22 protein-coding genes and 1 pseudogene are annotated in these 24,218 nt (G+C 32.0%); 13 read left to right on the forward strand and 10 right to left on the reverse strand.

Annotated elements, in window-relative coordinates; all coding sequences use genetic code 11:
- Positions 1–3: 3 nt before the first annotated feature.
- The 10 genes and pseudogenes from pbpC to KAR67_RS08280 all read left to right on the forward strand — a co-directional run bounded on the left by pbpC (position 4) and on the right by KAR67_RS08280 (position 12,730).
- Positions 4–2,226: a penicillin-binding protein 1C gene (pbpC, locus tag KAR67_RS08235; protein WP_002790233.1), complete on the forward strand. Its 2,223-nt coding sequence runs from the start codon at positions 4–6 to the stop codon at positions 2,224–2,226.
- 103 nt (positions 2,227–2,329) lie between these two features.
- Positions 2,330–4,321, forward strand: a pseudogene (locus KAR67_RS08240) (oligopeptide transporter, OPT family).
- Positions 4,322–4,607: 286 nt separating this feature from the next.
- On the forward strand, positions 4,608–5,411 hold the full coding sequence (locus tag KAR67_RS08245) for an undecaprenyl-diphosphate phosphatase (RefSeq protein ID WP_162284578.1): 804 nt from the start codon (positions 4,608–4,610) through the stop codon (positions 5,409–5,411).
- A 131-nt stretch (positions 5,412–5,542) separates the two neighbouring features.
- Positions 5,543–7,351: a threonine--tRNA ligase gene (gene thrS, locus KAR67_RS08250; RefSeq protein WP_192801081.1), complete on the forward strand. Its 1,809-nt coding sequence runs from the start codon at positions 5,543–5,545 to the stop codon at positions 7,349–7,351.
- Complete coding sequence (gene infC, locus KAR67_RS08255; protein WP_002781867.1) at positions 7,348–7,866, forward strand: translation initiation factor IF-3; 519 nt, start codon at positions 7,348–7,350, stop codon at positions 7,864–7,866. The genes thrS and infC overlap by 4 nt, the downstream gene beginning before the upstream one ends.
- Before the next feature lie 39 nt (positions 7,867–7,905).
- Complete coding sequence (locus KAR67_RS08260; protein ID WP_002777944.1) at positions 7,906–9,009, forward strand: DNA adenine methylase; 1,104 nt, start codon at positions 7,906–7,908, stop codon at positions 9,007–9,009.
- A gap of 192 nt (positions 9,010–9,201) precedes the next feature.
- The gene (argC, locus tag KAR67_RS08265) at positions 9,202–10,230 is read left to right on the forward strand and encodes an N-acetyl-gamma-glutamyl-phosphate reductase (protein WP_002783640.1); all 1,029 of its coding nucleotides are present in this window, start codon (positions 9,202–9,204) and stop codon (positions 10,228–10,230) included.
- Between the two features lie 10 nt (positions 10,231–10,240).
- Positions 10,241–10,687 (forward strand): N-acetyltransferase, encoded by a 447-nt coding sequence (locus KAR67_RS08270; RefSeq protein ID WP_002781870.1) that lies wholly within the window; start codon positions 10,241–10,243, stop codon positions 10,685–10,687.
- A 9-nt stretch (positions 10,688–10,696) separates the two neighbouring features.
- The gene (gene argB, locus KAR67_RS08275) at positions 10,697–11,536 is read left to right on the forward strand and encodes an acetylglutamate kinase (RefSeq protein WP_002830046.1); all 840 of its coding nucleotides are present in this window, start codon (positions 10,697–10,699) and stop codon (positions 11,534–11,536) included.
- A gap of 3 nt (positions 11,537–11,539) precedes the next feature.
- Positions 11,540–12,730: an aspartate aminotransferase family protein gene (locus KAR67_RS08280; RefSeq protein WP_004284757.1), complete on the forward strand. Its 1,191-nt coding sequence runs from the start codon at positions 11,540–11,542 to the stop codon at positions 12,728–12,730.
- Positions 12,731–12,749: 19 nt separating this feature from the next.
- Here the strand turns inward: KAR67_RS08280 and KAR67_RS08285 are convergent, their stop codons facing one another.
- A complete protein-coding gene (locus KAR67_RS08285) occupies positions 12,750–13,379 on the reverse strand; it encodes a protein-L-isoaspartate(D-aspartate) O-methyltransferase (protein ID WP_002783642.1) in 630 nt (209 codons plus the stop codon).
- Positions 13,380–13,497: 118 nt separating this feature from the next.
- On the opposite strand from KAR67_RS08285, the gene KAR67_RS08290 reads away from it, so the two are divergent.
- A complete protein-coding gene (locus KAR67_RS08290) occupies positions 13,498–14,037 on the forward strand; it encodes a gamma carbonic anhydrase family protein (protein ID WP_002781878.1) in 540 nt (179 codons plus the stop codon).
- Between the two features lie 93 nt (positions 14,038–14,130).
- Here the strand turns inward: KAR67_RS08290 and KAR67_RS08295 are convergent, their stop codons facing one another.
- The 7 genes from KAR67_RS08295 to KAR67_RS08325 form a co-directional block, all read right to left on the reverse strand.
- Positions 14,131–15,519 (reverse strand): nicotinate phosphoribosyltransferase, encoded by a 1,389-nt coding sequence (locus KAR67_RS08295; RefSeq protein WP_002792024.1) that lies wholly within the window; start codon positions 15,517–15,519, stop codon positions 14,131–14,133.
- Between the two features lie 21 nt (positions 15,520–15,540).
- Complete coding sequence (locus KAR67_RS08300) at positions 15,541–16,563, reverse strand: ribonucleotide-diphosphate reductase subunit beta (RefSeq protein WP_002777960.1); 1,023 nt, start codon at positions 16,561–16,563, stop codon at positions 15,541–15,543.
- A 14-nt stretch (positions 16,564–16,577) separates the two neighbouring features.
- Entirely contained in the window at positions 16,578–16,988 is a 411-nt protein-coding gene (locus tag KAR67_RS08305) for an RDD family protein (RefSeq protein WP_002777961.1), read from the reverse strand.
- Complete coding sequence (gene pyrE / locus KAR67_RS08310; protein ID WP_002792031.1) at positions 16,989–17,597, reverse strand: orotate phosphoribosyltransferase; 609 nt, start codon at positions 17,595–17,597, stop codon at positions 16,989–16,991.
- Between the two features lie 2 nt (positions 17,598–17,599).
- The gene (frr, locus tag KAR67_RS08315; protein WP_002777964.1) at positions 17,600–18,157 is read right to left on the reverse strand and encodes a ribosome recycling factor; all 558 of its coding nucleotides are present in this window, start codon (positions 18,155–18,157) and stop codon (positions 17,600–17,602) included.
- Positions 18,158–18,173: 16 nt separating this feature from the next.
- Entirely contained in the window at positions 18,174–18,530 is a 357-nt protein-coding gene (gene secG / locus KAR67_RS08320) for a preprotein translocase subunit SecG (RefSeq protein WP_002777966.1), read from the reverse strand.
- A 106-nt stretch (positions 18,531–18,636) separates the two neighbouring features.
- Entirely contained in the window at positions 18,637–19,332 is a 696-nt protein-coding gene (locus KAR67_RS08325; protein WP_002777968.1) for a Bax inhibitor-1/YccA family protein, read from the reverse strand.
- 158 nt (positions 19,333–19,490) lie between these two features.
- On the opposite strand from KAR67_RS08325, the gene KAR67_RS08330 reads away from it, so the two are divergent.
- Together KAR67_RS08330 and KAR67_RS08335 are read left to right on the forward strand one after the other, a co-directional pair.
- Complete coding sequence (locus KAR67_RS08330; protein ID WP_002781884.1) at positions 19,491–20,126, forward strand: carbonic anhydrase; 636 nt, start codon at positions 19,491–19,493, stop codon at positions 20,124–20,126.
- Positions 20,123–22,006 (forward strand): mechanosensitive ion channel family protein, encoded by a 1,884-nt coding sequence (locus KAR67_RS08335; protein ID WP_002803138.1) that lies wholly within the window; start codon positions 20,123–20,125, stop codon positions 22,004–22,006. Before KAR67_RS08330 ends, KAR67_RS08335 begins: the two co-directional genes overlap by 4 nt.
- 23 nt (positions 22,007–22,029) lie before the next feature.
- On the opposite strand, the gene KAR67_RS08340 is transcribed toward KAR67_RS08335, so the two are convergent.
- On the reverse strand, positions 22,030–23,001 hold the full coding sequence (locus KAR67_RS08340; RefSeq protein WP_002777977.1) for an iron-sulfur cluster assembly scaffold protein NifU: 972 nt from the start codon (positions 22,999–23,001) through the stop codon (positions 22,030–22,032).
- A 9-nt stretch (positions 23,002–23,010) separates the two neighbouring features.
- Positions 23,011–24,192 carry a NifS family cysteine desulfurase gene (locus tag KAR67_RS08345; RefSeq protein ID WP_002777980.1) on the reverse strand — a complete coding sequence of 394 codons (1,182 nt, stop codon included), beginning with the start codon at positions 24,190–24,192 and terminating at the stop codon, positions 23,011–23,013.
- Between the last annotated feature and the right edge of the window lie 26 nt (positions 24,193–24,218).

Raw genomic sequence — 24,218 nt, forward strand, 5'->3', positions numbered from 1 at the left:
AACATGAAAAATGCTTTAAAAATTTTTAGCTTTTTGCTACTTTTTTTTCTTGCTTATGTTTTTTATGTATATTTTTCTTTTGATAAAAATACCTTACTGGATGATTTTAAAAGCCGTTATAGTAAGATTTTATACGATAAAAATGGCGAAATTTTAAGTGTTTTTTTAAATGATGAAGAGCAATGGCATATCAAGAGCACTGATATTCCCAAGCGTTTGAAAGTCTCTGTGATTAATTATGAAGATAGGAAATTTTATTCTCATTTTGGAGTAGATTTTTTAGCTTTAATGCGGGCTTTTGTAAATAATTTTAATTCTACTCAAAGAAGTGGTGCAAGTACTATTAGTATGCAAACGATTAAGCTTTGGGATAAAAAAGATAGAACTTATTTTAATAAATTCAATGAAATTATACAAAGCTTAGCTTTGGAAAATGCCTTCAGTAAGGATGAAATTTTAAAGCTTTATTTAAGCAATGCTCCTTATGGCGGGAATTTAATCGGTTATGAAGCTGCTATTTTATTTTATTTTGATAAAAATCCTAAAGATTTAACTTGGGCTCAAGCTGCTTTGCTTGCGATTTTACCCAATCAACCAGGACTTATTAATTTAGAAAAAAATAAAACGAAACTTTTAGATAAACGCAACAAACTTTTAGCAAAACTTTATGAAAGAAAGTTAATCAACAAAGATATTTACGAACTTTCTTTAAAAGAGCCCTTGCCAAATTTTAAGCCTCGCAAAAATATTGCACCCCATCTTGCTTTAAGACTTTTAAGTGATGATAATAAAGAAATTTTTTCAAGCATAGATAAAAAAATTCAACTTAAAATCGAAAAAAAGGCTAAAGAATTTTCTTATACTTTGCAACAAAAAGGCATACAAAATTTAGCCATTATTTTAGCCGATACTAAAACACGCAAAGTTTTAGCTTATGTGGGTTCGCAAGATTTTTATGATATGGCAAATTTAGGACAAATTAATGGAAATATTGCCAAGCGCAGTGTGGGTTCTACTTTAAAACCCTTTTTGTATGCTTTAAGTATTGATGAAGGCATTATCGCACCGGATTCAATTTTGCTTGATGTTCCAACCTTTTTTTCTAATTTCAATCCCCAAAATGCAAATAAAAAATATTATGGGATAATCAGTGCAAAAGAAGCTTTACAAAGATCTTTGAATGTTCCTTTTGTATCGCTTTTGCAAGATTATGGTTATGAAAAATTTTTTTATAAATTAAAAGCTTTTTTAAATTTTGAAGATGAGAATTACAAGCGATATGGGCTTTCGCTTATTTTAGGAACTAAAGAATTGAGTCTTGAGGATCTTATAAAACTTTATTTGGGTTTGGCAAATTATGGAGAGCTTGCCAATCTTTCTTTTATAAGAGATGAAAATTTAAGCGGAGTAGCAAGAATGTTTTCTAAGGGTAGTGCGTATTTAACCTTAGAAGCAATGAAAGAACTTCAAAGAGTGGGTTTAGAAAATTACAATAAAGAAAAAATTATTTCTTGGAAGACGGGCACAAGTTATGGTAGAAAAGATGCTTGGGCCATGGGCGCAACTCCAAAATATACCTTAGGAGTTTGGGTAGGAAATTTTAGCGGTGAAGCTAATGCAAATTTATATGGCGTGAGTATAGCAGGAGATTTGCTTTTTGAGATTTTAGGACTTTTAGATGAGGTGGATTTGGAATTTGCGCCGCCTGATGATTTGATGACAATCAAGTTAGATAGTATCAGTAAATATAGATATGATGAGGATTTAAATACAAGTTATATTAATGTTTTATATCCTAAAGGGGCAAATATTTTAAGAACTTCCCCTTTTTTGAAAAAAGTTTATGAGTATCAAGGTAGGGAGCTTGATTCTAAGGATATTCATTTTAAAGATGCAAAAGCATTGATAAAGCTTGATTTTCCTGCTTATGCACTCCATTTCTTTCAGCAAAGAAATTTTAAATTTTCAAATAAAAAGGGTGTTAAGATTATCTATCCTAAAGATAATTTAAAACTTATTTTAGCCAAAGATTTAAATGGAATGAAAGGTCTTGTGGCAAAAGTAGCTAATTTAAATAATGAAAAGCTTTTTTGGTATTTAAATCAAAAACTTATTTATGAGGGAGATGAAAATACGCAAAATTTAAATTTAAAAGAAGGCAAATATCAGCTTTTTATTATTTCTCAAAGCGGTGAGCAAGATACGGTTTGGTTTGAAATTAAATAATTTTTTTACAAATTTTAAAAATTTATAAAAATATAAGAGTTTTTTTATATTATTTTTAAAATTTATCATCATAGGAATTTATGATGAAATGATTCGAGGGAATATGCAAAAAACATACTCTTTACTCGAACTCACCTTGCGCGGTTTGCTTTTGGGAAGTATTTTAACTATTATTTTTAAAGCTTCAAATGTATATTTGGGGTTAAAAGTGGGACTTACTTTTTCATCATCAATTCCAGCTGTAGTCATCTCCATGGCAGTTTTGAGTCTTTTTAAGACTTCAAATATTTTAGAAAATAATATGGTTCAAACTCAAGCTTCAGCAGCAGGAACTTTATCATCAGTTATTTTTGTTATCCCAGGGCTTTTTATGTGTGGGTATTGGAGTGAATTTCCACTTTGGCAAACTTTTATGATATGTCTTTGTGGTGGCGGACTTGGAGTGCTTTTTACCATACCGTTAAGAAGGGCTATGGTAGTTGAAAGTAAACTTGCTTATCCTGAAGGTAGGGTAGCAGCTGAAATTTTAAAAGTAGCCAATAAAGTTCAAAGTGATAAAAAAGGCAAACAGGGTGTAAAAGAAATAGCCTTAGGCTCTTTTATAGCTGTTTTTTTTAGTTTGTTAAGCAATGGTTTTAAACTTGCTGCAAGTGAAAGCAGTTTGGCTTTTATTTGGAATAAAATGGCCTTTGGTTTTTCAGCAGGATATTCTTTAGCGCTTTTAGGAGCAGGATATTTGGTAGGTTTAGCAGGTGCTATAGCACTTTTTGTAGGGATGTTTTTAGCATGGGGAGTTTTTACTCCTTATCTTTCAAGTTTTGAATTTGATGGTGTGAAAAATGCTAGTGAACTTGCTTCTAGTGTTTGGGCGGCTAAAGTTAGACTTATTAGTACTGGAGCTATTGCTATAGCAGCGCTTTGGACCTTAATAGAACTTTTAAAACCAGTGATTTCTGGCATTAAAGAAATTATTAAAAATGTTACAATTTCTAATACAAAAAGCCAAGAAAGCACCGATTAAGATCTTTCTTTAAAAAGCATTTTTATACTTTTTATAATTATGACTATAGGACTTTTCATTACTTTTTATAGTTTTGTATCGGATGCAAATTTAAATAATTATTATCAAATTTTATTTGCCTTTGTTGGAACTTTAGTTTCTGTTTTAATAGGTTTTTTTGTTGCAGCAGCTTGCGGATATATGGCAGGACTTGTAGGATCTTCTTCTAGTCCTATTTCTGGAATCGGGCTTATTGGGATTATTGTTTCATCCTTGGTTATTTTACTTTTGGGTGTAAATTTATTTGATGATCCTATGCTTTCTAAATTTGCTATAGCCTTGGCTATTTTTACTACAAGCGTAATTGTAGCAACTGCTGCTATTTCAAATGATAATTTACAGGATTTAAAAACAGGATATTTAGTGGGCGCTACCCCTTGGAAACAGCAAGTTGCTTTGCTAATAGGTTGTGTTTTTGGTGCTTTGGCTATAGTTCCTGTTTTAAATTTACTCTATCAAGCTTATGGTTTTGTTGGAGCTATGCCAAGAGAGGGTATGGATCTTTCATCTGCGCTTGCAGCTCCTCAGGCAAATTTAATGAGCACTATAGCACAAGGAATTTTTAATCACAATATAGAGTGGAGTTATATAGCATTTGGAGTAGTTGTAGGTATATTTATCATTATTATAGATAAGATACTAAGAAAAAATGGCAATTTATCCTTACCACCTTTGGCTGTGGGTATTGGTATTTATTTGCCACCATCTGTAAATATCCCTTTGGTAATTGGTGGAATTTTAAAATATTTTGTGATGAGATATTTAGCAAACAAATATCAAAATAATTCTCACAAAAATGAAAAAATAGCAACCCATGAACAAAAAGGGACTTTATTTGCCTCAGGACTCATCGTAGGGGAAAGTATTTTTGGCGTTATTATAGCTGCAATTACTGTTTTTTCTGTTAGCATGGGCGGAAGTGAAAGTCCTTTGAAATTAAGCTTTTTAAATATACACAATAATGAATTATTAGGTTTGATATTTTTCATAGGAGTCATACTTTATTTTATCAAGCGTATTGTTAAAATTCATTAGAATTTAAAACATTCATAAAGAAGAATTTTAAATTTTTTATAAAATTCTTCTTAGTTTATTTATCTTGTAACTTTATTTTTAATATCTTGATCCAAAGTATAAAATGCTCCAATAGTAAAAAATTGTATTCTTACCCAAGCCAGTAAAATGAGAAATAAAACTCAAAATTAATCAGCTTTTTCATACAAATAGTTTATTTTTATCGTCTGCTTTAAGAAATTGTTTTTATATTTTTGTCGTGTTTAAAAAAAGTTTGTAGAATTCTTTTTTTATTTTAAGGAAAAATATGGATAATTTACATGCTTTAATACTAGGAATCATTGAGGGTTTGACTGAATTTTTACCCATTTCTTCTACAGGACATATGATTTTAGGGACGACTATTTTAGGTATTGATATTAATGAATTTTGGAAAAGTTTTTTAATCATTATACAACTAGGATCGATTTTAGCAGTGCTTTTTGTGTTTTGGCGTAAGCTTTTTAAAGGACTTGATATTTGGTTTAAACTTGCAGTTGGATTTTTTCCTACCGGAGTTATAGGGCTTTTTGTGGCAAAATACTTAAATGCTTTATTTAATGGTTGGGTTGTGGTTGGAATGCTCATTTTTGGTGGTGTTGTGCTTATTCTTATAGAACTTGCGCACAAAAATAAACAATATCGTATCAATTTCTTAGAAGAAATAAGTTTTAAACAAGCTTTTTGTATAGGTATTTTTCAATCTTTAGCCATGATTCCTGGCACTTCAAGAAGTGGAGCAAGTATTATTGGTGGGCTTTTGCTAGGATTTAATAGAAAAGTTGCGGCTGAGTTTAGTTTTTTGCTTGCCATTCCAACGATGATTATCGCTACGGCTTATAGCATTTATAAAGAGCCTGAGCTTCTTAGCAATGCAAATTCTTTAATCCCTTTAGCCATAGGTTTTATTACTGCTTTTGTTGTTGCGGTTTTAGTTATAAAATTTTTCTTAAAATTTATTTCTAAATTCGACTTTATTCCTTTTGGAATTTATCGCATTATTTTGGGATTTCTTTTCTTTTATTTGTATTATAGCGGAATTTTAAATTCTGGGAGTGAGTTTAAGTTATAAACAAATATTAAATTTATTCTAAGATTTTTTTAAAAATAAGCTGAATTTCAAAAAAAATTAAGTCTTAGAAAGCTAAAATTAGAACTTTATAAACACTCACAGAGTCAGTGAGCAAAATAAGGTTAAAAGTTATGGAAAAAGAAGTTATTGCATACTTAGATGATGAAAAAATAGTTGATTCTCAAAGTAAGAATTCTACTGATTTAAAAGAAATTTATTTTGATAATTCTAAACAAAGTTTAGAGGTGATACGCCATTCTTGTGCGCACTTAATGGCACAAGCAATTAAAAGCTTATATCCTGAAGCGAAATTTTTTGTAGGTCCTGTGATAGAGGATGGTTTTTATTATGATTTTCGTGTGAATTCTAAAATCGGCGAAGAAGATTTAGCAAAAATTGAAAAAAAGATGAAAGAATTAGCCGAAGCCAAACAAGAAATCGAAAAATATGAAATCACAAAAAACGAAGCTATTGCTAAATTTAAAGACGATGATTTAAAACAAGAAGTTTTACTCCGTATTCCTGATGGAAAAGTAAGTATTTATAAACAAGGAGAATTTGAGGATCTTTGTCGTGGTCCTCATGTGCCTAATACCAAATTTTTACGCAACTTCTCACTTACACGCGTCGCGGGAGCTTATCTTGGTGGCGATGAAAAAAGAGAAATGCTTACGCGTATTTATGGTACTGCTTTTGCAGATAAAGAGAGTTTAAAAGAGCATTTAAGAATCATAGAAGAAGCTAAAAAACGCGATCATAGAAAATTAGGAACTGAACTTAAACTCTTTACTTTTGATGATGAGATAGGGGGTGGACTTCCTATTTGGTTGAGTAATGGTGCAAGACTTAGATCTAAACTTGAACATATGCTTTATAAAATTCATCGCTTGCGTGGTTATGAGCCTGTGCGTGGGCCTGAGCTTTTAAAAGCAGATGCATGGAAGATTAGCGGGCATTATGTAAACTATAAAGAAAATATGTATTTTACACAAATTGATGAACAAGAATATGGCATTAAGCCTATGAACTGTGTGGGGCATATTAAAATTTATCAAAGTGATGTAAGAAGTTATCGTGATTTGCCTTTGAAATTTTTTGAATATGGCGTGGTACATAGACATGAAAAAAGTGGCGTTTTACACGGACTTTTTAGGGTAAGAGAATTCACTCAAGATGATGCGCATATCTTTTGTATGCCAAGTCAAATCAAAGAGCAAGTGCTTGAAATTTTAGCCTTTGTTGATAATTTGATGAAATTATTTGACTTTAGTTATGAGATGGAAATTTCAACCAAACCTGCTAAAGCTATAGGCGATGATGAAATTTGGGACACAGCTACTAAAGCTTTAAAAGAAGCCTTAGATGAACAAGGTTTAAAATATGGCATTGATGAAGGTGGCGGGGCTTTTTATGGGCCAAAGATCGATATTAAAATCACCGATGCCTTAAAAAGAAAGTGGCAATGTGGAACTATACAAGTAGATTTTAACCTACCAAGTCGTTTTAAACTCGAATATACTGATAGTGATAATGAAAAAAAACAACCTGTAATGTTGCATCGTGCGATTTTAGGTTCTTTTGAAAGATTTATAGGAATTTTAACCGAGCATTGTGCGGGTGAGTTTCCATTTTTTATCGCACCAACTGCGGTGGGTATAGTGCCAATAGGCGAAGCACATATTGCTTACGCAAAAGAAATTCAAAAAGAATTATTAGAGCTTAATATCGATAGCGAGGTGTATGAAAAAAATGAGAGCTTAAGTAAAAAAATTCGTATCGCTGAAAAGCAAAAATTACCTATGATTTTAGTTTTGGGCGATGAAGAGGTGGCAAAGCGAAGCGTTGCTTTAAGAGATAGAAGAGCTAAAGAACAAAAAAATCTTAGCTTGGACGAATTTATTAAATTAGTTAAGGAGAAAATGAGTGAGGTACATTTTTGAGTAAAGAAAAAGAAGTATTGCTCAACGAAGAAATTAGAGCGGACGAAATCAGATGTATAGGTGATGATGGCAAAGCATATGGCATTATCAGCAGTGATGAAGCTTTAGAGATTGCAAATCGTTTAGGACTTGATCTTGTAATGATAGCTGCAGATGCAAAGCCACCTGTTTGTAAGATTATGGATTATGGAAAATTCCGTTATCAGCAAGAAAAAAAGCAAAAAGAAGCAAAGAAAAAACAAAAAGTGATTGATATAAAAGAAATCAAACTTTCTGTGAAAATTGCTCAAAATGATATAAATTACAAAGTAAAACATGCTTTAGAATTTTTAGAACAAGGTAAGCATGTGAGATTTCGTGTGTTCTTAAAAGGGCGTGAAATGGCGACTCCTGAAGCAGGTGTAGCTTTGCTTGAAAAAATTTGGACTATGATAGAGAATGATGCTAATCGTGATAAAGAGCCAAATTTTGAAGGACGCTATGTTAATATGCTTGTAACTCCAAAAAAAGCTTAATCTGTTTTTACAGATAAGCTTTTTAAAGGTTTAAAAATTTTGAAGGAAAATCCCTCTTTTTTAAAAGAACAAATCATTACTTATTTAGGCAATAAAAGAGCACTTTTAGGATTTTTAAATAAGGGCTTTAAGGTAGCTAAAAAAGAACTTGGTAAAGATAAATTTAGTTTTTGTGATATATTTAGTGGCTCAGGTGTTGTAAGTCGTTTTGCAAAAGCACACTCAAATTATATTTTAGCCAATGATTTAGAAAATTATTCCAAACTTATCAACAAATGTTATCTTTCTAATAAAGATAAAAATTTAACCGAGCTTTTAAAACATTATCATAAAATTTTAACCCAAAATTTAGAATTTCAAGCAGGTTTTATAAGTGAACTCTATGCTCCAAAGAATGAGGCTTGCATCCAAAAAGATGAACGCGTTTTTTATACTCTTAAAAATGCTTTATATCTTGATACTTTAAGACAAAAAATCGAAAAGGAAATTCCTGAAGAGTTAAAGCATTTTTTTATAGCGCCTTTAATCTATGAAGCAAGTGTGCATTCAAATACTAGTGGAGTTTTTAAGGGTTTTTATAAGGGTAGAGATGGAGTGGGTAAATTTGGTGGAGAGGCGCAAAATGCCTTAAAGCGTATCAAAGGTGATATCGAGCTTAAAATGCCTATTTTTTCAAATTTTTCTTGTGAATTTGAAGTGGTGCAAAAGGATGCTAACTTACTTGCAAAAGAGCTTGAAAATATCGATGTGGCTTATCTTGATCCTCCTTATAATCAACACCCTTATAGTTCGAATTATTTTATGCTTAATTTAATCGCAAATTATCAAAGGCCTGATGAAATTTCAAAGATTTCTGGTATACCAAGAGATTGGAACCGAAGTATTTTTAATAAAGAAAAACAAGCAGAAGATGCTTTGTTTGAGCTTATCAATGATTTAAAAGCCAAAATCATTTTGCTTTCTTATAATTGTGAGGGTTTTGTAAAGAAAGAAAAATTTCTAAAGCGTTTGCAAAGCTTAGGTAAATGTCAAATTTTAGAGCAAAAATACCCGACCTTTAGAGCCTCTCGCAATCTTAAAAATCGTTCCATTCATATACACGAACAATTATACATACTTAAAAAAAAATATTTAATTTATTAATCCATCAAAAGGCATTAAAATCTAGTAGCAAATCTTAGCGTCCATTGTCTTTGTATACAAAAAGCTTCGTGATAATTTTTGAGATATATGAGTATTTTTGTAAGAGTCTATCAAATTTTATAAACCCATAAGTGTTATTTTAAGCATTTTTTGTCTATAATTAAGCCATTTGAAATTCAGTAAGGACTAGGAATGAGATTAAAAGTAGGAATTTTGGGAGCAAGCGGATATGCAGGTAATGAGCTTGTGCGTATCTTACTGAATCATCCTAAAGTAGAAATTTCCTATATAGGTTCTAGTTCAAGTGTGGGGCAAAGCTATACGAAGCTTTATCCCAACACGCCTTTAAATTTAAATTTTGAAGATAAAAATTTAGATGAACTTGAACTTGATGTCTTATTTACCGCTACTCCGCATGAATTTAGTGCTAAACTTTTTAGCGAGTCTTTATTAAAAAAGATGAAAATCATAGATTTAAGCGCTGATTTTCGTCTTAAAAATCCTAAAGATTATGAGCTTTGGTATAAATTTACTCATCCTAATCAAGAGCTTTTAAAAAATGCAGTTTATGGACTTTGTGAGCTTTATCAAGAAGAGATAAAAAATGCAAATTTAATCGCAAATCCTGGTTGCTACACTACTTGCTCTATACTTAGTCTTTATCCGCTTTTTAAAGAAAAGATGATTGATTTAAATTCGGTGATTATCGATGCAAAAAGTGGAGTCAGCGGCGCAGGAAGAAGTGCAAAAGTAGAAAATCTTTTTTGTGAGGTAAATGAAAATATCAAGGCTTATGGATTAGCTTCACACCGTCATACCCCTGAAATCGAAGAGCATTTAAGCTATGCAGCAGGAGAGAAAATCACTTTACAATTTACCCCTCATCTAGTACCTATGCAAAGGGGAATTTTAACTACTGCTTATGCAAATTTAAAACATTCTGTAAGTGAAAAAGAAATTCGTGAAATTTATCAAAAATATTATCAAGACAGGAAATTCATAAGGCTTTTACCACCGCAGTCGTTTCCGCAGACTCGGTGGGTTAAATCAAGCAATTTTGCGGATATAAATTTCAGCATCGATGAACGCACAAATCGTATTATTGTTTTAGGTGCTATTGATAATTTAATCAAAGGTGCAGCAGGACAAGCTGTTCAAAATATGAATTTAATGTTTGATTTTGATGAAGATGAAGGACTTAAATTCTTTGCAAATTTGTAAAGGATAAAAATTGCAAGTTAGAGCAATGCAAAAAAGTGATTATGAAGGAGTTTACAAGCTTTGGTGTGATATCAAAGGTTTTGGAATTCGATCGATTGATGATAGTAAAGAAAATATAGAAAAATTTTTAGATAGAAACCCAAACCTTAGCGCAGTAGCTGTGATTGATCAAGAAATTGTTGGAAGTATACTTTGTGGGCATGATGGTCGCACAGGAGGTTTTTATCATGTGTGCGTGCATAAAGATCACAGAAAAAAGGGTATAGCCCATGAAATGACAAAATTTTGCCTTGAGGCATTAAAATCTGAGAAGATTAACAAGATCGCATTGATAGCCTTTAAGAGCAATGATTTGGGTAATGAGTTTTGGAAGCATTATGGTTTTACCTTAAGAGAAGATGCGAATTATTATGATTTATCGCTCAATTCTCACAATCAAACTAGTTTTAATGTTTGAGGGTAAATCATGCAAAAATATTTAGAAAAAGCAAATGTCTTAATCGAAGCTTTGCCTTATATACGCAAATTCAGCTCAAAAATTATACTTATAAAATACGGCGGCTCAGCTATGGAAAATGAGGAGCTTAAACATTGTGTGATGCAAGATATAGCTCTTTTAAAGCTTGTAGGCTTAAAGCCTATTATCGTTCATGGTGGGGGTAAAGATATCTCCAAAATGTGCGAAAAATTAGGCGTAAAAAGTGAGTTTAATAACGGACTTAGGGTGAGTGATCAAGCCACAACAGAAGTAGCAAGTATGGTGCTAAATTATATCAATAAAAATTTAGTTCACAGCTTGCAAAATTTAGGTGTTAAAGCTATAGGGCTTTGTGGCAAGGATGGGGGACTTTTAGAATGCGTGCAAAAGGATGAGAATTTAGGTTTTGTAGGCGAGATACAAAAGGTAAATTCAAGTGTTTTGCAAGATCTCTTAGAAAAAGATTTTTTACCCATCATAGCTCCTATTGGAATGGATGAAAATTTCAATACTTACAATATCAATGCCGATGATGCAGCTTGTGTTATTGCCAAAGCTTTAAAGGCGGAAAAACTTGCTTTCTTAACCGATATTGCAGGACTTTATGAGAATTTTGAAGATAAAAATTCTTTAATTTCTAAAATTTCTATAACCCAAGCAAAAGCCTTGGTTGACAAAATTCAAGGCGGTATGCATGTAAAATTAAAATCTTGTATAGATGCTTGTGAAAGTGGAGTTAAGAAAGTGCATATTTTAGATGGACGCGTGAAGCATTCTTTGTTGCTTGAATTTTTTACCGATGAGGGTATTGGGACTTTAGTGGGTTAAAGGATGAAAATGAATTATAAAGAGCAAAGTCATATTATCCCTACTTATAAGCGTTTTGATATAGTTTTAGAAAGCGGAGAAGGGGTTTACCTTTTAGATGATAAGGGTAAAAAATATCTTGATTTTTCAAGTGGTATAGGTGTATGTGCTTTAGGATATAACCATGCTGAATTTAATGCTAAGATTAAAGCCCAAGTTGATAAACTTTTACATACTAGCAATTTATATTATAATGAAAACATAGCCCAAGCAGCCAAGCATTTAGCTAAAGCGAGTGGCTTAGAGCGTGTATTTTTCACAAATTCAGGAGCAGAAAGTATAGAAGGAGCGATGAAAGTCGCTAGAAAATATGCTTTTAATAAAGGTATCAAGGGTGGAAATTTCATAGCCTTTAAACATTCTTTTCATGGAAGAACACTAGGAGCTTTATCTTTAACCGCTAATGAAAAATACCAAAAACCATTCAAGCCTTTAATTTCAGGTGTTAAATTTGCAAAGTATAATGATTTTTCAAGCGTAGAACGCTTAGTCAATGAAAAAACTTGCGCTATTATCTTAGAAAGTGTGCAAGGAGAAGGTGGTGTCAATCCTGCTCAAAAAGATTTTTACAAGGCTTTAAGAAAGCTTTGCGATGAAAAAGATATATTGTTAATCGCTGATGAAATTCAATGCGGCATGGGGCGAAGTGGTAAATTTTTTGCTTACGAGCATTCAGGAATTTTACCTGATGTAATGACTTCTGCTAAAGCTTTGGGATGTGGGCTTAGTGTCGGAGCTTTTGTAGTGAGCGAAAAAGTAGCACAAAAATCCTTAGAAGCAGGCGATCATGGAAGTACTTATGGAGGAAATCCTTTAGTTTGTGCAGGTGTTAATGCGGTTTTTGAAATTTTTAAGAAAGAAAAAATTTTAGAAAATGTTTCTAAACTTACGCCTTATTTAGAGCAAAGTTTGGAAAATCTTATCAAAGAATTCAGGTTTTGTAAAAAAAGAAAAGGTTTGGGTTTTATGCAAGGGCTTAGTCTTGATAAAAGTGTAAAAGTAGCTGAGGTGATTAAAAAATGTCAAGAAAATTCTCTTTTGCTTATCAGTTGTGGGGAGAATGATTTGAGATTTTTACCCCCTTTAATCATAGAAAAAAGCCATATAGATGAAATGAGCGAGAAGCTAAGAAAGGTTTTTAAAAGTTTTGAATAAATTTTTTATTGATAAAAATTTATTCTTTTCCATCTACTATGGGTACAAAAAGACATTCTTCTAGAATTTCTTTTTGTAAATGAGTACCGTTTTTGGTTATGCGAGTGATAAATTGTTTGCCATTGTGCAAAATAGGGGCTACAAGTATGCCCCCATCACTTAGCTGATCGAGTAAAATTTCAGGAAGTTGTGTCGTATAAGCAGAGAATAAAATTCTATCATAAGGCGCATAATTTTTCCATCCATTTTGTCCATCTTCAAATTTAACATTAATATTAAAAAGCTCGAGTTCTCTAAAGGTTTGTGCTGCTTTTTTGGCTAAATTTTCTATGCGTTCTATGGTAAAAACACGCCTTATAATCTTGCTTAAAATCGCTGCTTGATAACCACTTCCACAGCCTATTTCTAAGACACTGTCCGCATCTTTAAAATTTAAAGCCATAGTCATTTTAGCCACGGTTAAAGGAGAGCTGATCCATTGAGAATTAGCTAAAGGTAAAGCATCAAGACGATAAGCATGGGCTTTAAGCGGGGAAAAAATTTCGCGTGGAATTTGACAAAAAGCATTAAAAAGTTCTTCGTTGATGAATATTTTTTGTGCGATTTCTTCGGCCATACTTTGACATCGTTTTTGCTCAAATGCGTTCATTTTTTCTCCTCGTAAATGACAAATTGTAACGAATAAAGTTTCAAAATTTGATTAAAAACTAAAAAATTTGTTTTTCTTATTGATATTTTGGTTATACTAAAAATAAAAAAGGATGAAAATGCTTATTCGATTTAAAGATAAATTTCCAAATTTGGGTCAAAATGTCTTTGTTGCAGAGGGTGCTAAGATTATAGGAGAAGTAGAGATAGGTGATGAAAGCAGTGTGTGGTTTAATTGTGTTCTAAGAGGCGATGTTAATTTTATTAAAATCGGTAAAAGAACAAATATACAAGATTTAACCACTATCCATGTGTGGCATAGAGAATTTAATAAAGATGGAAGTTTAAAAGATGCAGGCTTTCCTACTTGCATAGGAGATGATGTTACTATAGGGCATAATTGCGTGATCCATGCTTGCAAGATCGGCTCTCGTGTGCTTGTGGGGATGAATGCAGTGATTATGGATGATGCAGCTATAGGAGATGATAGTATAGTGGGTGCAGGTAGTGTGGTAACCAAAGGCAAGAAATTTCCACCCAAATCACTCATACTTGGAAACCCTGCAAAACTTATACGCGAACTAAGCGATGAAGAAGTGGCATTTTTAAAACAATCTGCTTTAAATTATGTTGAATTTAAAAATGATTTTTTGGATTGATTTAAAATTTTAACAACGCTGTTTTTATGAAAAAGCTCAAATTTATCCATTTTAAATAGACAAATGGAGCATTTGAGCTATATCGACAAAATTTCATAGAGTTGTGTTTGTAAAATTTTGTCTTAGCTTTGTTAAATCTTTTGAAAGTTTGATTTTATATTTTTCTTTGTTGTTAAAATTAAGAAATTTCTCATCCAGCTTTGAAATTTGACTTTTTGCATATAGGGCAATTTCTTCTACATTTTTTTGTTTATTAAGAATTTTACCCTCTTTAAAAACACATTTTAAAAGTTCTTTTCTTTCTAAATTTTCATCAAGTTTAGGTAATTTTTCATTATAAATATAAAGCTCATCAAAAAGCATTTTTTGAGTGTTTTTGTCATAAATTCTAAAAAGTTTTTTAAAATGCGGTAGGGTTATTTTTTGTTTGTCTTCGCTGATTTTAATTTTAGGCGTGATGAGTTTATCTTCTTCTATGGCAACGAGTTTATAAACACAGCCAAAAATAGGATCACTTGAAGCAGTGATGAGTTTTTCGCCTACCCCAAAAGCATCAATAGGTGCATCATTTTTAAGCAGTTTGTTTATGCTTTTTTCATCTAAAGAATTTGAAACGATGATTTTGCATTCTTTTAAATCATTTTTATCCAAGATAGTACGAATTTCTTTGCTAAGTATTTCTAAATTTCCAGAATCAATACGCACACCGCATTGTTTGATTTTAAATTTTTTAAATGCTTTGACCGCGTTTTCTAGCCCTTGTTTGTAATTATAAGTATCGATGAGTAAGGTAGGATTTTGAGGATAAAGTTCTAAATAATGACAAAAAGCACTCAATTCATCATCAAACATTTGCACCCAAGAATGCGCCATAGTTCCACTTGTCATAATGCTATAATTTTTCCCTGCAAGTGTGCAAGAGCTAGCTTTGCAACCTCCTATTATGGCCGCTCTTGCCCCTTTGAGTGCCGCCTCGCTTCCATGAGCTCTTCGCGTGCCAAATTCAAGCACGCTAAGATTTTTAGCTGCTCTTACGATACGATTGGCTTTTGTGGCAATTAGGCTTTGATGATTGATACTTAAAAGTAAGAAGCTTTCAAGAATTTGTGCTTCAATAGCATTGGCTTTGATGATCATCAAGGGTTCGTTAGGAAAGATGATTTCGCCTTCTTGCATGGCATAAATTTCGCCCTTAAATTTAAAATTTTTCAAATATCTTAAAAATTCTTCTTTAAATATCCCTTGAGAGTGCAAATAGGCTATATCATCTTCATCAAAATGCAAACAAGATACAAAGTCTAAAATATCCTCAAGTCCTGCAAATATAGCAAAAGAGCCGTGATCGGGAATTTTTCTAAAAAATATATCAAAATAAGCTATTTTGTTTTCAAAACCATTTAGAAAATAACCTTGCATCATGGTTAATTCATAAAAATCACAAAGCAAGGTGTTATTTGGTTTTGTATAAGAATCTTTTTTCATAAAAGTTAATTTCCAAGAAATTTAAAAATCATCAAAGCTTATACTACCTTTAGAATAGTTTGTGACCTTACTTTCAAAGAAATTGCTTTTTTGATCATTAAATTTAGAAAAATCATCTACCCATTTGATAGGGTGTTTTGCATTGTAAATTTTATCAAGATTGATAGCAACAAGTCTTTGATCTACAAGATAGTGGATGTATTCTTCTATAATATCGTCTGTAAAACCCATGATTTGATTTTGAGTAATGTATTTGCCCCATTTGATTTCTAAATCGCCCGCTTTTTTAAACATATCATAAATTTTGTTGATATTGTTTTCATTAAACAAATCAGGTCTTTCTTTACGAACTGAATTGATCATATTTTGAAAGAGTAAAAGATGAGTGATTTCATCTCTTTGAATGAAACGAATCATTTGAGCAGAACCAAGCATTTTACCTGCTCTTGCAAGCGCGTAAATCGCAGTAAATCCACTATAAAAATATACTCCTTCTAAAATTTGATTTGCTACCATGGCCAAAAGAAGTTTATTATCATCTACATCGCCCGCTAATTCTTCATAGATACTTGAAATAAAATCATTTTTTTCGCGCAAGGTTTCATCGTGCTTTTCCATTTCATAGATTAAATCCGTATTATCGCAAATGGCTTCAACCATTACTGCATAAGATTTTGAATGGTTAGCTTCTTCATAAGCTTGGCGTGCTAAAACCGCATTGATTTCAGGAGCAGTGATGTAAGGATTGATATTATCAGCTAGATTGTTGGTTTGAAAGCTATCCATAGAAATGAGCTGAGACCAAACAAGATCATACATTCTTTTTTCACCTGCAGTTAAATTACAGCGATAATCTAATGCATCTTTAGTCGTATCTACTTCTTTTGGAAACCAAGTGTTTGCTTCCATTAAATCCCATAATTTTAAAGCCCAAGTGTATTTTGCTTTTGTAAAATTTAAGATTCCATGAGGATTTCCGCTAAAAACTTTACGATCTGTTAATGTTTCATTTGAGCCTGGATTATAAATTCTTTTTCTTTGCATTTTTTACCTTTCTTTCATATCTTTGTGACTATGCAAGTTTGGGTTAGAATATCATGTAAATTTAGTTTATCTTTTCTTAAAAAGCTTATAAATAAACCAAAAATCAACCCAAAACTTATAATAAATATAATATATCTTAATAAAATTCTAAAAAAAGTTATTTTCTTACCCGTTTTTAGATCGATTAGATAAAGATCATAAGCCTTAAGCCCTGGACTTTGAGCTTTTGAGGCTAAAAATAAAGCTTGAATAAAACCAAATAAGAAAGTACATAGGGCTGTGATATAGGAGTTGTTTAAAAAAGCCTCCTTAGAGCCCAATAAAAAATAAAATAAATATAAGATAGGGACATAAATTAAAAATATATCTATAAGCAAAGCTCTAAATCTTAACCATCTAGAGGCTATTTTTGCCTTAGTTTTCATTTAATTTCCGCGACTTCCTGGCTTAATAGCTTTACTTCCTTCTTTACAAAACGGACAATCATTTTCATCATAAATTTGAAAATCAAAATTTCCTAAAGTAAAAAGAGGTAAATTATCAGGCAGTTTTGCACTCGGTTTTCTAGGATTTTTTAAATTTTCAACCGCGCAAAAACCGCGATTTGCCAATGCTGCAAAACCTAAAACTTTTCCTCCTAAGCTTTCTATGATTTTAGCACTTTCTAAAGCACTTCCGCCCGTTGTGATGATATCCTCGCAAATGATAAATCTTTCGCCTTCTTTTACCTCAAAACCGCGTCTTAGAGTCATTTCTCCATTAACTCTTTCGGTAAAAATAAAGCGTTTATCACAAGCTCTAGCAAGTTCATATCCTGCTAAAATTCCTCCCAAAGCAGGAGAACAAATGCTGTCAAATTCTATATTAAATTCGGCTATAATTTTAGTAAGCTCATCACAAAGTCTTGCTGCTAATTTTGGATTTTCTAAGACTTTAGCACTTTGAAGATAAAACTCAGAGTGCTTACCCGAACTGAGTAAAAAATGTCCTTGTAAATAAGCCCCACAATCTTTATAAATTTGCTCTAAATCCATTTTTAAACCTTTAAAAGTTCGCTTTCTTTGTTTTTTACACTTTCATCGATTTTTGCAGTATAAGTATCTGTTAGTTTTTGCACTTCATCATAGGCTTTTTTAGCTTCGTCTTCTGAAATGGCTTTATCTTTTTCAAGTTTTTTTACGGCATCGTTTGCATCTTTGCGAATATTTCTTACCGAAACTTTTGCTTTTTCACCCATAGCTTTTGCTTGTTTTACATTTTCTTCTCTTTGCTCTCTTGTCATTGGAGGGAAGAATAATTTTACACTTTCGCCATCATTGTTTGGATTTACCCCTATATTTGCTGCTGCAATAGCGCTTTCTATAGTTTTTAACATAGGTTTTTCCCAAGGAGTAATGCTTATTGTTGAAGCATCACTTGCTAAAACGGTTGCAACTTGATTTAAAGGAGTTAAAGAGCCATAGTAATCTACTTGAATATGATCTAAGATATGTGTATTGACTTTACCTGTGCGTAGGGTAGTAAAATCTTTTTTTAAAGCTTCTAAGCTTTTTTCACTTTGAGTTTTTTGTTTGTTTAAAATTTCATTAATCATATTTTTTCCTTATAAATTACTTACTTGTATTTGATTCGTTAGGTATTTGTGGAGCACTTGGAATAGCTGGCACGTTTATAGCATTTGGAGCAGTAGGAATGCTTGTATTTGTTTCAATTTTGATTTTTTCAGCTAAAGAATCTTTACTTGTACTATTGTATAAATATCCTAAACCTATAGTGTTTGCAATAAGTAAAATTCCCATGATGAAAGTAAATTTCGCTAAAAATCCTGCGGGTCCTTTTGCTCCAAATAAACTTTCATTGCTTCCGCTATAAGCTCCAAGTCCTATGCTTGAGCTCTTTTGAAGTAAAACAGCTATACAAATAATAACGACGATGACAAACTGCAAAATAGTTAAAAGAGTAATCATAAATTTTCCTAAATTTTAAAAATTTTTTGAGTTAGATATTGTAACTAAATAAAACTTGAAAAGATTTGAAATTTTAAGAATTTTGCGGGGACTTTCCCGCAAAAAATTATCTACTATTGAAACTTCTTAGGATATTAAGTAAAGATACAAAAAGGTTTACAAAATCAAGATAAAGCGCTACAGCACCTTCAATTGGAGTTTCATAGTTTCCGCGAATAATATTTTGTGTATCATAAAGAATATAAAATGAAAATAAAATCGCTGCTACGGCTGAAATAGCTAAATTTAATAAACTGCTTTGGAAGAAGATATTAAGCAAAGAAGCCGCTACAACCACGATTAAAACTATAAATAAAGCTTTACCCATTAGTGTGAAATCTTTTTTGGTATTCATAGCAAAAATACTAAGCGCTGCAAAAGCTACTGTTGTTAGAGCAAAAGCTTGAGCGATGATTACTCCACCTGCTGGTAGGGCAAGAACAGAAATGAGTAATGGCGTTAGGGTTAAGCCTGAACAAAAAGTAAAACCAAAAAGTAAAATTAAATTCAATGGAGCTTCGCGTTTTTTAAATTGCAAGGCAATCAAAAGTCCTATTTCAACAGCAAAAAGTATCCAAAAGGTTACTTGTGATTGTATAAAAAATGCCGCTAAAGCATAAATTCCTACATATGCACCAACAGTTGCTGCTAAAAGAGAAGCCGCAAAAAGTTGATAAGTTTGTTTAATAAAAATACCAAGTTCACTTGAACGAGTGTTTTCAAATTCTCTTGATCGTGAATAGTCTCTATCATAAAGACTCATATTCATCCTCCTTAAAAGATTTCGATTTTAACTTAAATCTTGAGCGAACTCTAGCATAAAAAATTTAATAAAGAGTTAATTTGCGAATGTTTGCTTGTAGGTGAAATTCTTTGCTGAAAATTTGTTATAATTTTAAGATTTTTCAATTAGGTTGATATATGGATAATCTTATTAGCGGTGCGATCAAATTTATGCAAGAGGATTTTAAAGAGCATGAAGAACTTTTTGAAAGTCTTAAAAATAAGCAAAATCCTCATACTCTTTTCATAGGTTGTTCTGATTCTAGAGTGATCCCCAATTTAATCACCAATACAGGCCCAGGTGAGCTTTTTGTGATACGAAATATTGCAAATATTGTCCCACCTTATCGCGTGGGTCAGGATTATTTAGCGACTACTTCAGCAATAGAATATGCTTTAAATTCTTTACGCATTAAGAATATCGTTGTATGTGGACATAGTAATTGTGGTGGTTGTAATGCATTATACTATTCTGATGAAGAATTGGATAAAATTCCTAATGTAAAAAAATGGCTCACTATGCTTGATCCTATAAAAAGGGATGTTACGATCTTTGCAAGAGATGATATAGCTATGCGTTCTTGGCTTACTGAAAAACTTAACTTAGTGAATTCTTTGCAAAATATTTTTACCTATCCTGGAGTGCAAGAAGCTTTAGATGAGGGAAGATTAGAAGTGCATGCTTGGTATTATATCATCGAAACGGGTGAAATATATGAGTATGATTTTAAGGCTAAAATTTTTAAATTAATTCAAAATAGGAAAACGCAATGAAAAAAATAATCATTTTGTTTCTTTTAGGTATTTCATGTCTTTGGGGGGATGAATTTCGTCTTATAGATACCAATGCAAGTGCGCAAGATAAGAGTGTTTATAGTTTGGTGCAAAAATATATCGATTTAAATCGCCAAATTAAAGAATTTAAAAAAAATAATGATGAAAATTCAAGTTCCTATGATGGAATTTTAAGCGAATTTGAAAAAGATAAAAAGTCTATTCTTTCTAAAATGCCCGATATGATAGTAAAGCAACAAATCAATGAAAAAGCAGTAGAAAGCTTTTTAAAAACAAGGCAAAATTTGTTAGATTTACAAAAGAAGAGCATAAACAAACCTTATGTTTATGTAGATACAACCTTAAATATTATGTATTTAGATGTTGTTAAAAGTTTTTATTCGTCTTTATTTGAGCTTGAAAGACTTTTTAAAAATGCAGCAAATAGTGAAAGTATAATCTCTACGGTCGATAAGGCAATGGAAAATTTGCAAAATTCAACCAATATAGATCTTAGTATTTATAAAGCTAAAATCAATAATCCATCTGAATTAGAGAAAATTTCCAATAAAGAAGAAATGATTTTTAATGCTGTGGATGCTTATGTAGAAATTTTAAAATATTTGCGTGCGAATGCAGATTTGTTAGAAAGTAATTATATTTTTTCTTTGCTTGAACTTCAAGTATGGATAGATCGTATCAATGAAATGGCCAATATTGATTTTATAAATACGGGTAAGATAGTTATTTCGATTTTAGTTTTAGTTTTTTTTATGTCTTTAAGACGCTTTTTTTCAAATATAGTTTATTTTATCCTCGTTCGTTTAGTTTATCACAATAAAAGCGATGCAGATGATATTAAGGTTATTTTTATAGACAATATTAAAAAACCTGTGGGTTTTTTGCTTATTTGTTATGCCATTTCACTTTGTCTTACAATAGCAACTTATCCTGCTCCTTTAAGTATTAATTTAAGTAATCTTTTCCACATAGTTTATGCTGTTTTAATCGCTTGGTTGATTTTAAGGATACTTGATGGATATGGCGTGGTTTTGGTTTCAAAACTTGCACAAAAGAGTGGCAAAAAAGAAGTGGTAAATTTAGTCATTAAAATTTTATATTTTGTTATTTTTGTGATCGCACTTCTTTATATTTTAGCACAACTTGGTTTTAATATCTCGGCTATTATTGCATCTTTGGGAATTGGTGGTTTAGCTGTTGCTTTAGCGGCGAAAGATATCATTGCAAATTTCTTTGCTTCTATACTCTTACTTTTTGATAATAGCTTTAATCAAGGAGATTGGGTAGAGGTTTCAGGCATAGAAGGAACCGTGGTTGAAACAGGACTTAGAAAAACTACTATTAGAACTTTTGATAATTGTCTTGTATTTTTACCAAATTCAACTATTATGGGAGCTAATATCAAAAATTGGAGCAAAAGACGCATGGGGCGTCATGTTAAAATGTATTTGGGTGTTGGTTATGATGCTACTCCTGAAAAATTAGAAAATTGTGTGAAAGATTTAAAAGAGCTTTTATATACAAGTCCTTTAGTAGCACATGAAGATGATGGAGCATTAAAGTATGGCGATCATACAACAAAATATCGTCAAAATTTAGTTTCTATCAATGATCTTGAGGGTTATAAAAATGCTTGTTATGTGGCTTTAAGTGAATTTGCAGATAGTAGTATTAATATAGAGCTTTATTTTTATATCAAAGAAATAGGTGGAAAAGATTTTAGAGAAGCTAGACAAAGTTTAATGCTTGAGTTTATGCGTATAATTGAAAAAAATGGTTTAACCTTTGCTTTCCCAAGTCGTAGTATTTATATAGAAAATTTACCACCCCTTGATTTGCAAGCAAAAGCTATAAAATAGCAAGATTTTATCCTTGCTATTTTTTAAACCGGCATAACGCGTATATTTGGACTTAATTCTTCTTGTAAAATTGTTTCAATAGCATAAAGTGTTGCACCACTTCCACTAGAACAACCACTACAAGCACCAAGATAACGAATATAAACATCAATTGCTGCACCTTCAGCCTTTTGTATATCAATCACTTCCAAATCTCCACCATCATTATGAAGCATAGGGCGAATTTCAGCATCTAAAACACTTTCAACTGCTTTTAATTGTCCCACTACGGTCATTTCATCAAAAGCTACATCACTTTTCATTGTATTTTTGAGTTTTTCTCTATCTATTTCAGCTCTAGTTTCAGCTAAAATATCTACAAGGTAATAATCTCTTTTTTCATGTCCGCCTGGTTTGATACAGGATTTACAAAAAGCACCCGCTTTAGTATATTGTGTGATTTCTTCTACAGTGTGTAAATCATTAAGTTTAATCACTTCTTTAATAGTTCCAAGACTTACCCTAGCGCACTCGCAAACTATAATTTGATCTTCAAAATCTTCAGGACTTATACCTTTATAATGCGCTGCTGCTTGTTTGATTACATCATAAGCCATAACCGAACAGTGCATTTTTTGAGGTGGAACAGCTGGAGTTTCTGGATTATCACGCATAGCAAATTCCACATCTAAATTTGTGATTTTTACTGCTTCATCTACAGTTTTTCCTATACAAAGATCCACCATAGTATCACTACTTGCTATAGCTGTACCACAACCAAAACTTTTAAATTTTGCATCGATAATTTTATCAGTTTTTTCATCTACAAGCCAAAAAAGTCTTACCGCATCGCCGCAACTTTCTGCACCAAAATCAGCTACGATCAATTTTGCATTGCGTGCTTTAGCATCTTCTTCACTAAATTCTCCCATATGTTGAGGATTATTCATTCTATCTTGAACTTTTTGTGAATACTCATCCCAGATAGATCCACCAATTAAACTATTTTTTCCCATTTTTCATCCTTATTTGTAATTATTTGGATTATAAGCATAAGTACAAGAAATTGCTCTTAATCTCTGTGTTGCATTTTTAATTTGTTTTGCTGCATAATCAATTTCTTCTTCAGTGTTAAAACGTGACAAAGAAAGCCTTAAAGCTGTATGTGCTAAGTCATTTTCAGCTCCGATTGCTTCCATGATAGGATTGCTTTCTAAAGCTTCACTTGCACAGGCTGAGCCCGTACTTGCAGCTATACCATTTTTATTTAAATCCCAAAGCATTGCTTCGCCTTCAACTCCTTTAATACTTGCTAAGATTGTATTAGGCACACGGTGTTCTCTTTTTCCAACCACTGTTGTATCAGGCAAGGCTAAAATTTGATCTTCTAGTTTATCTCTTAAACGGCGTATATGAGAATCTTCAAAATCAAGCATAGTATTTGCAATACGCAAAGCCTCGCCCATAGCCACTATGTAAGGCACATTTAAAGTTCCGCTTCTACGACCACCCATGTGTTCTCCACCGTGTAAAAGTGGAGTAAGCTTAAGACCTTTTTTGATAAAAAGTCCGCCTACACCTTTTGGTCCATGGAATTTATGAGCTGAAAATGAAGCAAAATCAACTCCTACTTGGTTTAAATTTACTTTGATTTTTCCTACTGCTTGGGTAGCATCTGTATGAAAAAGCGCTCCAAATTCATGAGTAATTTCTGCCATTTTTTGAATATCAAAAATCATTCCTGTTTCATTATTTGCCCACATAACACTTACAAGTGCTGTTTTATCGCTAATCACTTTACGCAAATCTTCTACAGTAGAAACTCCTTCTTCGTTTACAGGAAGTTCTATGACTTTTACTCCAAGACTTTTTAAAAAATAAGCAGCAGCAGCAACAGCAGGGTGTTCTACGCTAGAGATAATCACTTCATTGCGTTCTTTATCTAAAATATGATCAAAATATATACCCTTAAGCACCCAGTTGATACTTTCAGTAGCACAGGATGTTATAACTATATCATCTAAATCATTTGCGCCAAGTCCCGCATAAAGTTTATCCATAGCTTCTCTTAGGGCAGGATGAGTTGCGCTGCCCCATTGGTGAAGACTGTTTGGATTTCCATACATGTCTTTTAAAAATGGCAACATTAATTCGTATGCGCTTGGATCAAGCATCGTTGTTGCATTATTATCTAAATATACTTTCACTTTAATTTCCTTAAATTTTAATTCGG

The sequence above is a fragment of the Campylobacter sp. JH32 genome (genome assembly GCF_017846535.1).
In the GTDB taxonomy this organism is placed as follows: Bacteria; Campylobacterota; Campylobacteria; order Campylobacterales; family Campylobacteraceae; genus Campylobacter_D; species Campylobacter_D coli.

Excerpts from the sequence above, each read along its gene's own strand:
- KAR67_RS08305 (WP_002777961.1), bottom strand. The coding sequence starts at position 16,988 with ATGAAAACTAAGGCAAAAATAGCCTCTAGATGGTTAAGATTTAGAGCT.
- pyrE (WP_002792031.1), bottom strand. The coding sequence starts at position 17,597 with ATGGATTTAGAGCAAATTTATAAAGATTGTGGGGCTTATTTACAAGGA.
- KAR67_RS08285 (WP_002783642.1), bottom strand. The coding sequence starts at position 13,379 with ATGAACGCATTTGAGCAAAAACGATGTCAAAGTATGGCCGAAGAAATC.
- KAR67_RS08280 (WP_004284757.1), top strand. The coding sequence starts at position 11,540 with ATGAAAATGAATTATAAAGAGCAAAGTCATATTATCCCTACTTATAAG.
- frr (WP_002777964.1), bottom strand. The coding sequence starts at position 18,157 with ATGATTAATGAAATTTTAAACAAACAAAAAACTCAAAGTGAAAAAAGC.
- KAR67_RS08295 (WP_002792024.1), bottom strand. The coding sequence starts at position 15,519 with ATGAAAAAAGATTCTTATACAAAACCAAATAACACCTTGCTTTGTGAT.
- argC (WP_002783640.1), top strand. The coding sequence starts at position 9,202 with ATGAGATTAAAAGTAGGAATTTTGGGAGCAAGCGGATATGCAGGTAAT.
- KAR67_RS08325 (WP_002777968.1), bottom strand. The coding sequence starts at position 19,332 with ATGAGTCTTTATGATAGAGACTATTCACGATCAAGAGAATTTGAAAAC.
- thrS (WP_192801081.1), top strand. The coding sequence starts at position 5,543 with ATGGAAAAAGAAGTTATTGCATACTTAGATGATGAAAAAATAGTTGAT.
- KAR67_RS08335 (WP_002803138.1), top strand. The coding sequence starts at position 20,123 with ATGAAAAAAATAATCATTTTGTTTCTTTTAGGTATTTCATGTCTTTGG.
- KAR67_RS08245 (WP_162284578.1), top strand. The coding sequence starts at position 4,608 with ATGGATAATTTACATGCTTTAATACTAGGAATCATTGAGGGTTTGACT.
- KAR67_RS08290 (WP_002781878.1), top strand. The coding sequence starts at position 13,498 with ATGCTTATTCGATTTAAAGATAAATTTCCAAATTTGGGTCAAAATGTC.
- KAR67_RS08340 (WP_002777977.1), bottom strand. The coding sequence starts at position 23,001 with ATGGGAAAAAATAGTTTAATTGGTGGATCTATCTGGGATGAGTATTCA.
- KAR67_RS08330 (WP_002781884.1), top strand. The coding sequence starts at position 19,491 with ATGGATAATCTTATTAGCGGTGCGATCAAATTTATGCAAGAGGATTTT.
- KAR67_RS08300 (WP_002777960.1), bottom strand. The coding sequence starts at position 16,563 with ATGCAAAGAAAAAGAATTTATAATCCAGGCTCAAATGAAACATTAACA.
- argB (WP_002830046.1), top strand. The coding sequence starts at position 10,697 with ATGCAAAAATATTTAGAAAAAGCAAATGTCTTAATCGAAGCTTTGCCT.
- secG (WP_002777966.1), bottom strand. The coding sequence starts at position 18,530 with ATGATTACTCTTTTAACTATTTTGCAGTTTGTCATCGTCGTTATTATT.
- pbpC (WP_002790233.1), top strand. The coding sequence starts at position 4 with ATGAAAAATGCTTTAAAAATTTTTAGCTTTTTGCTACTTTTTTTTCTT.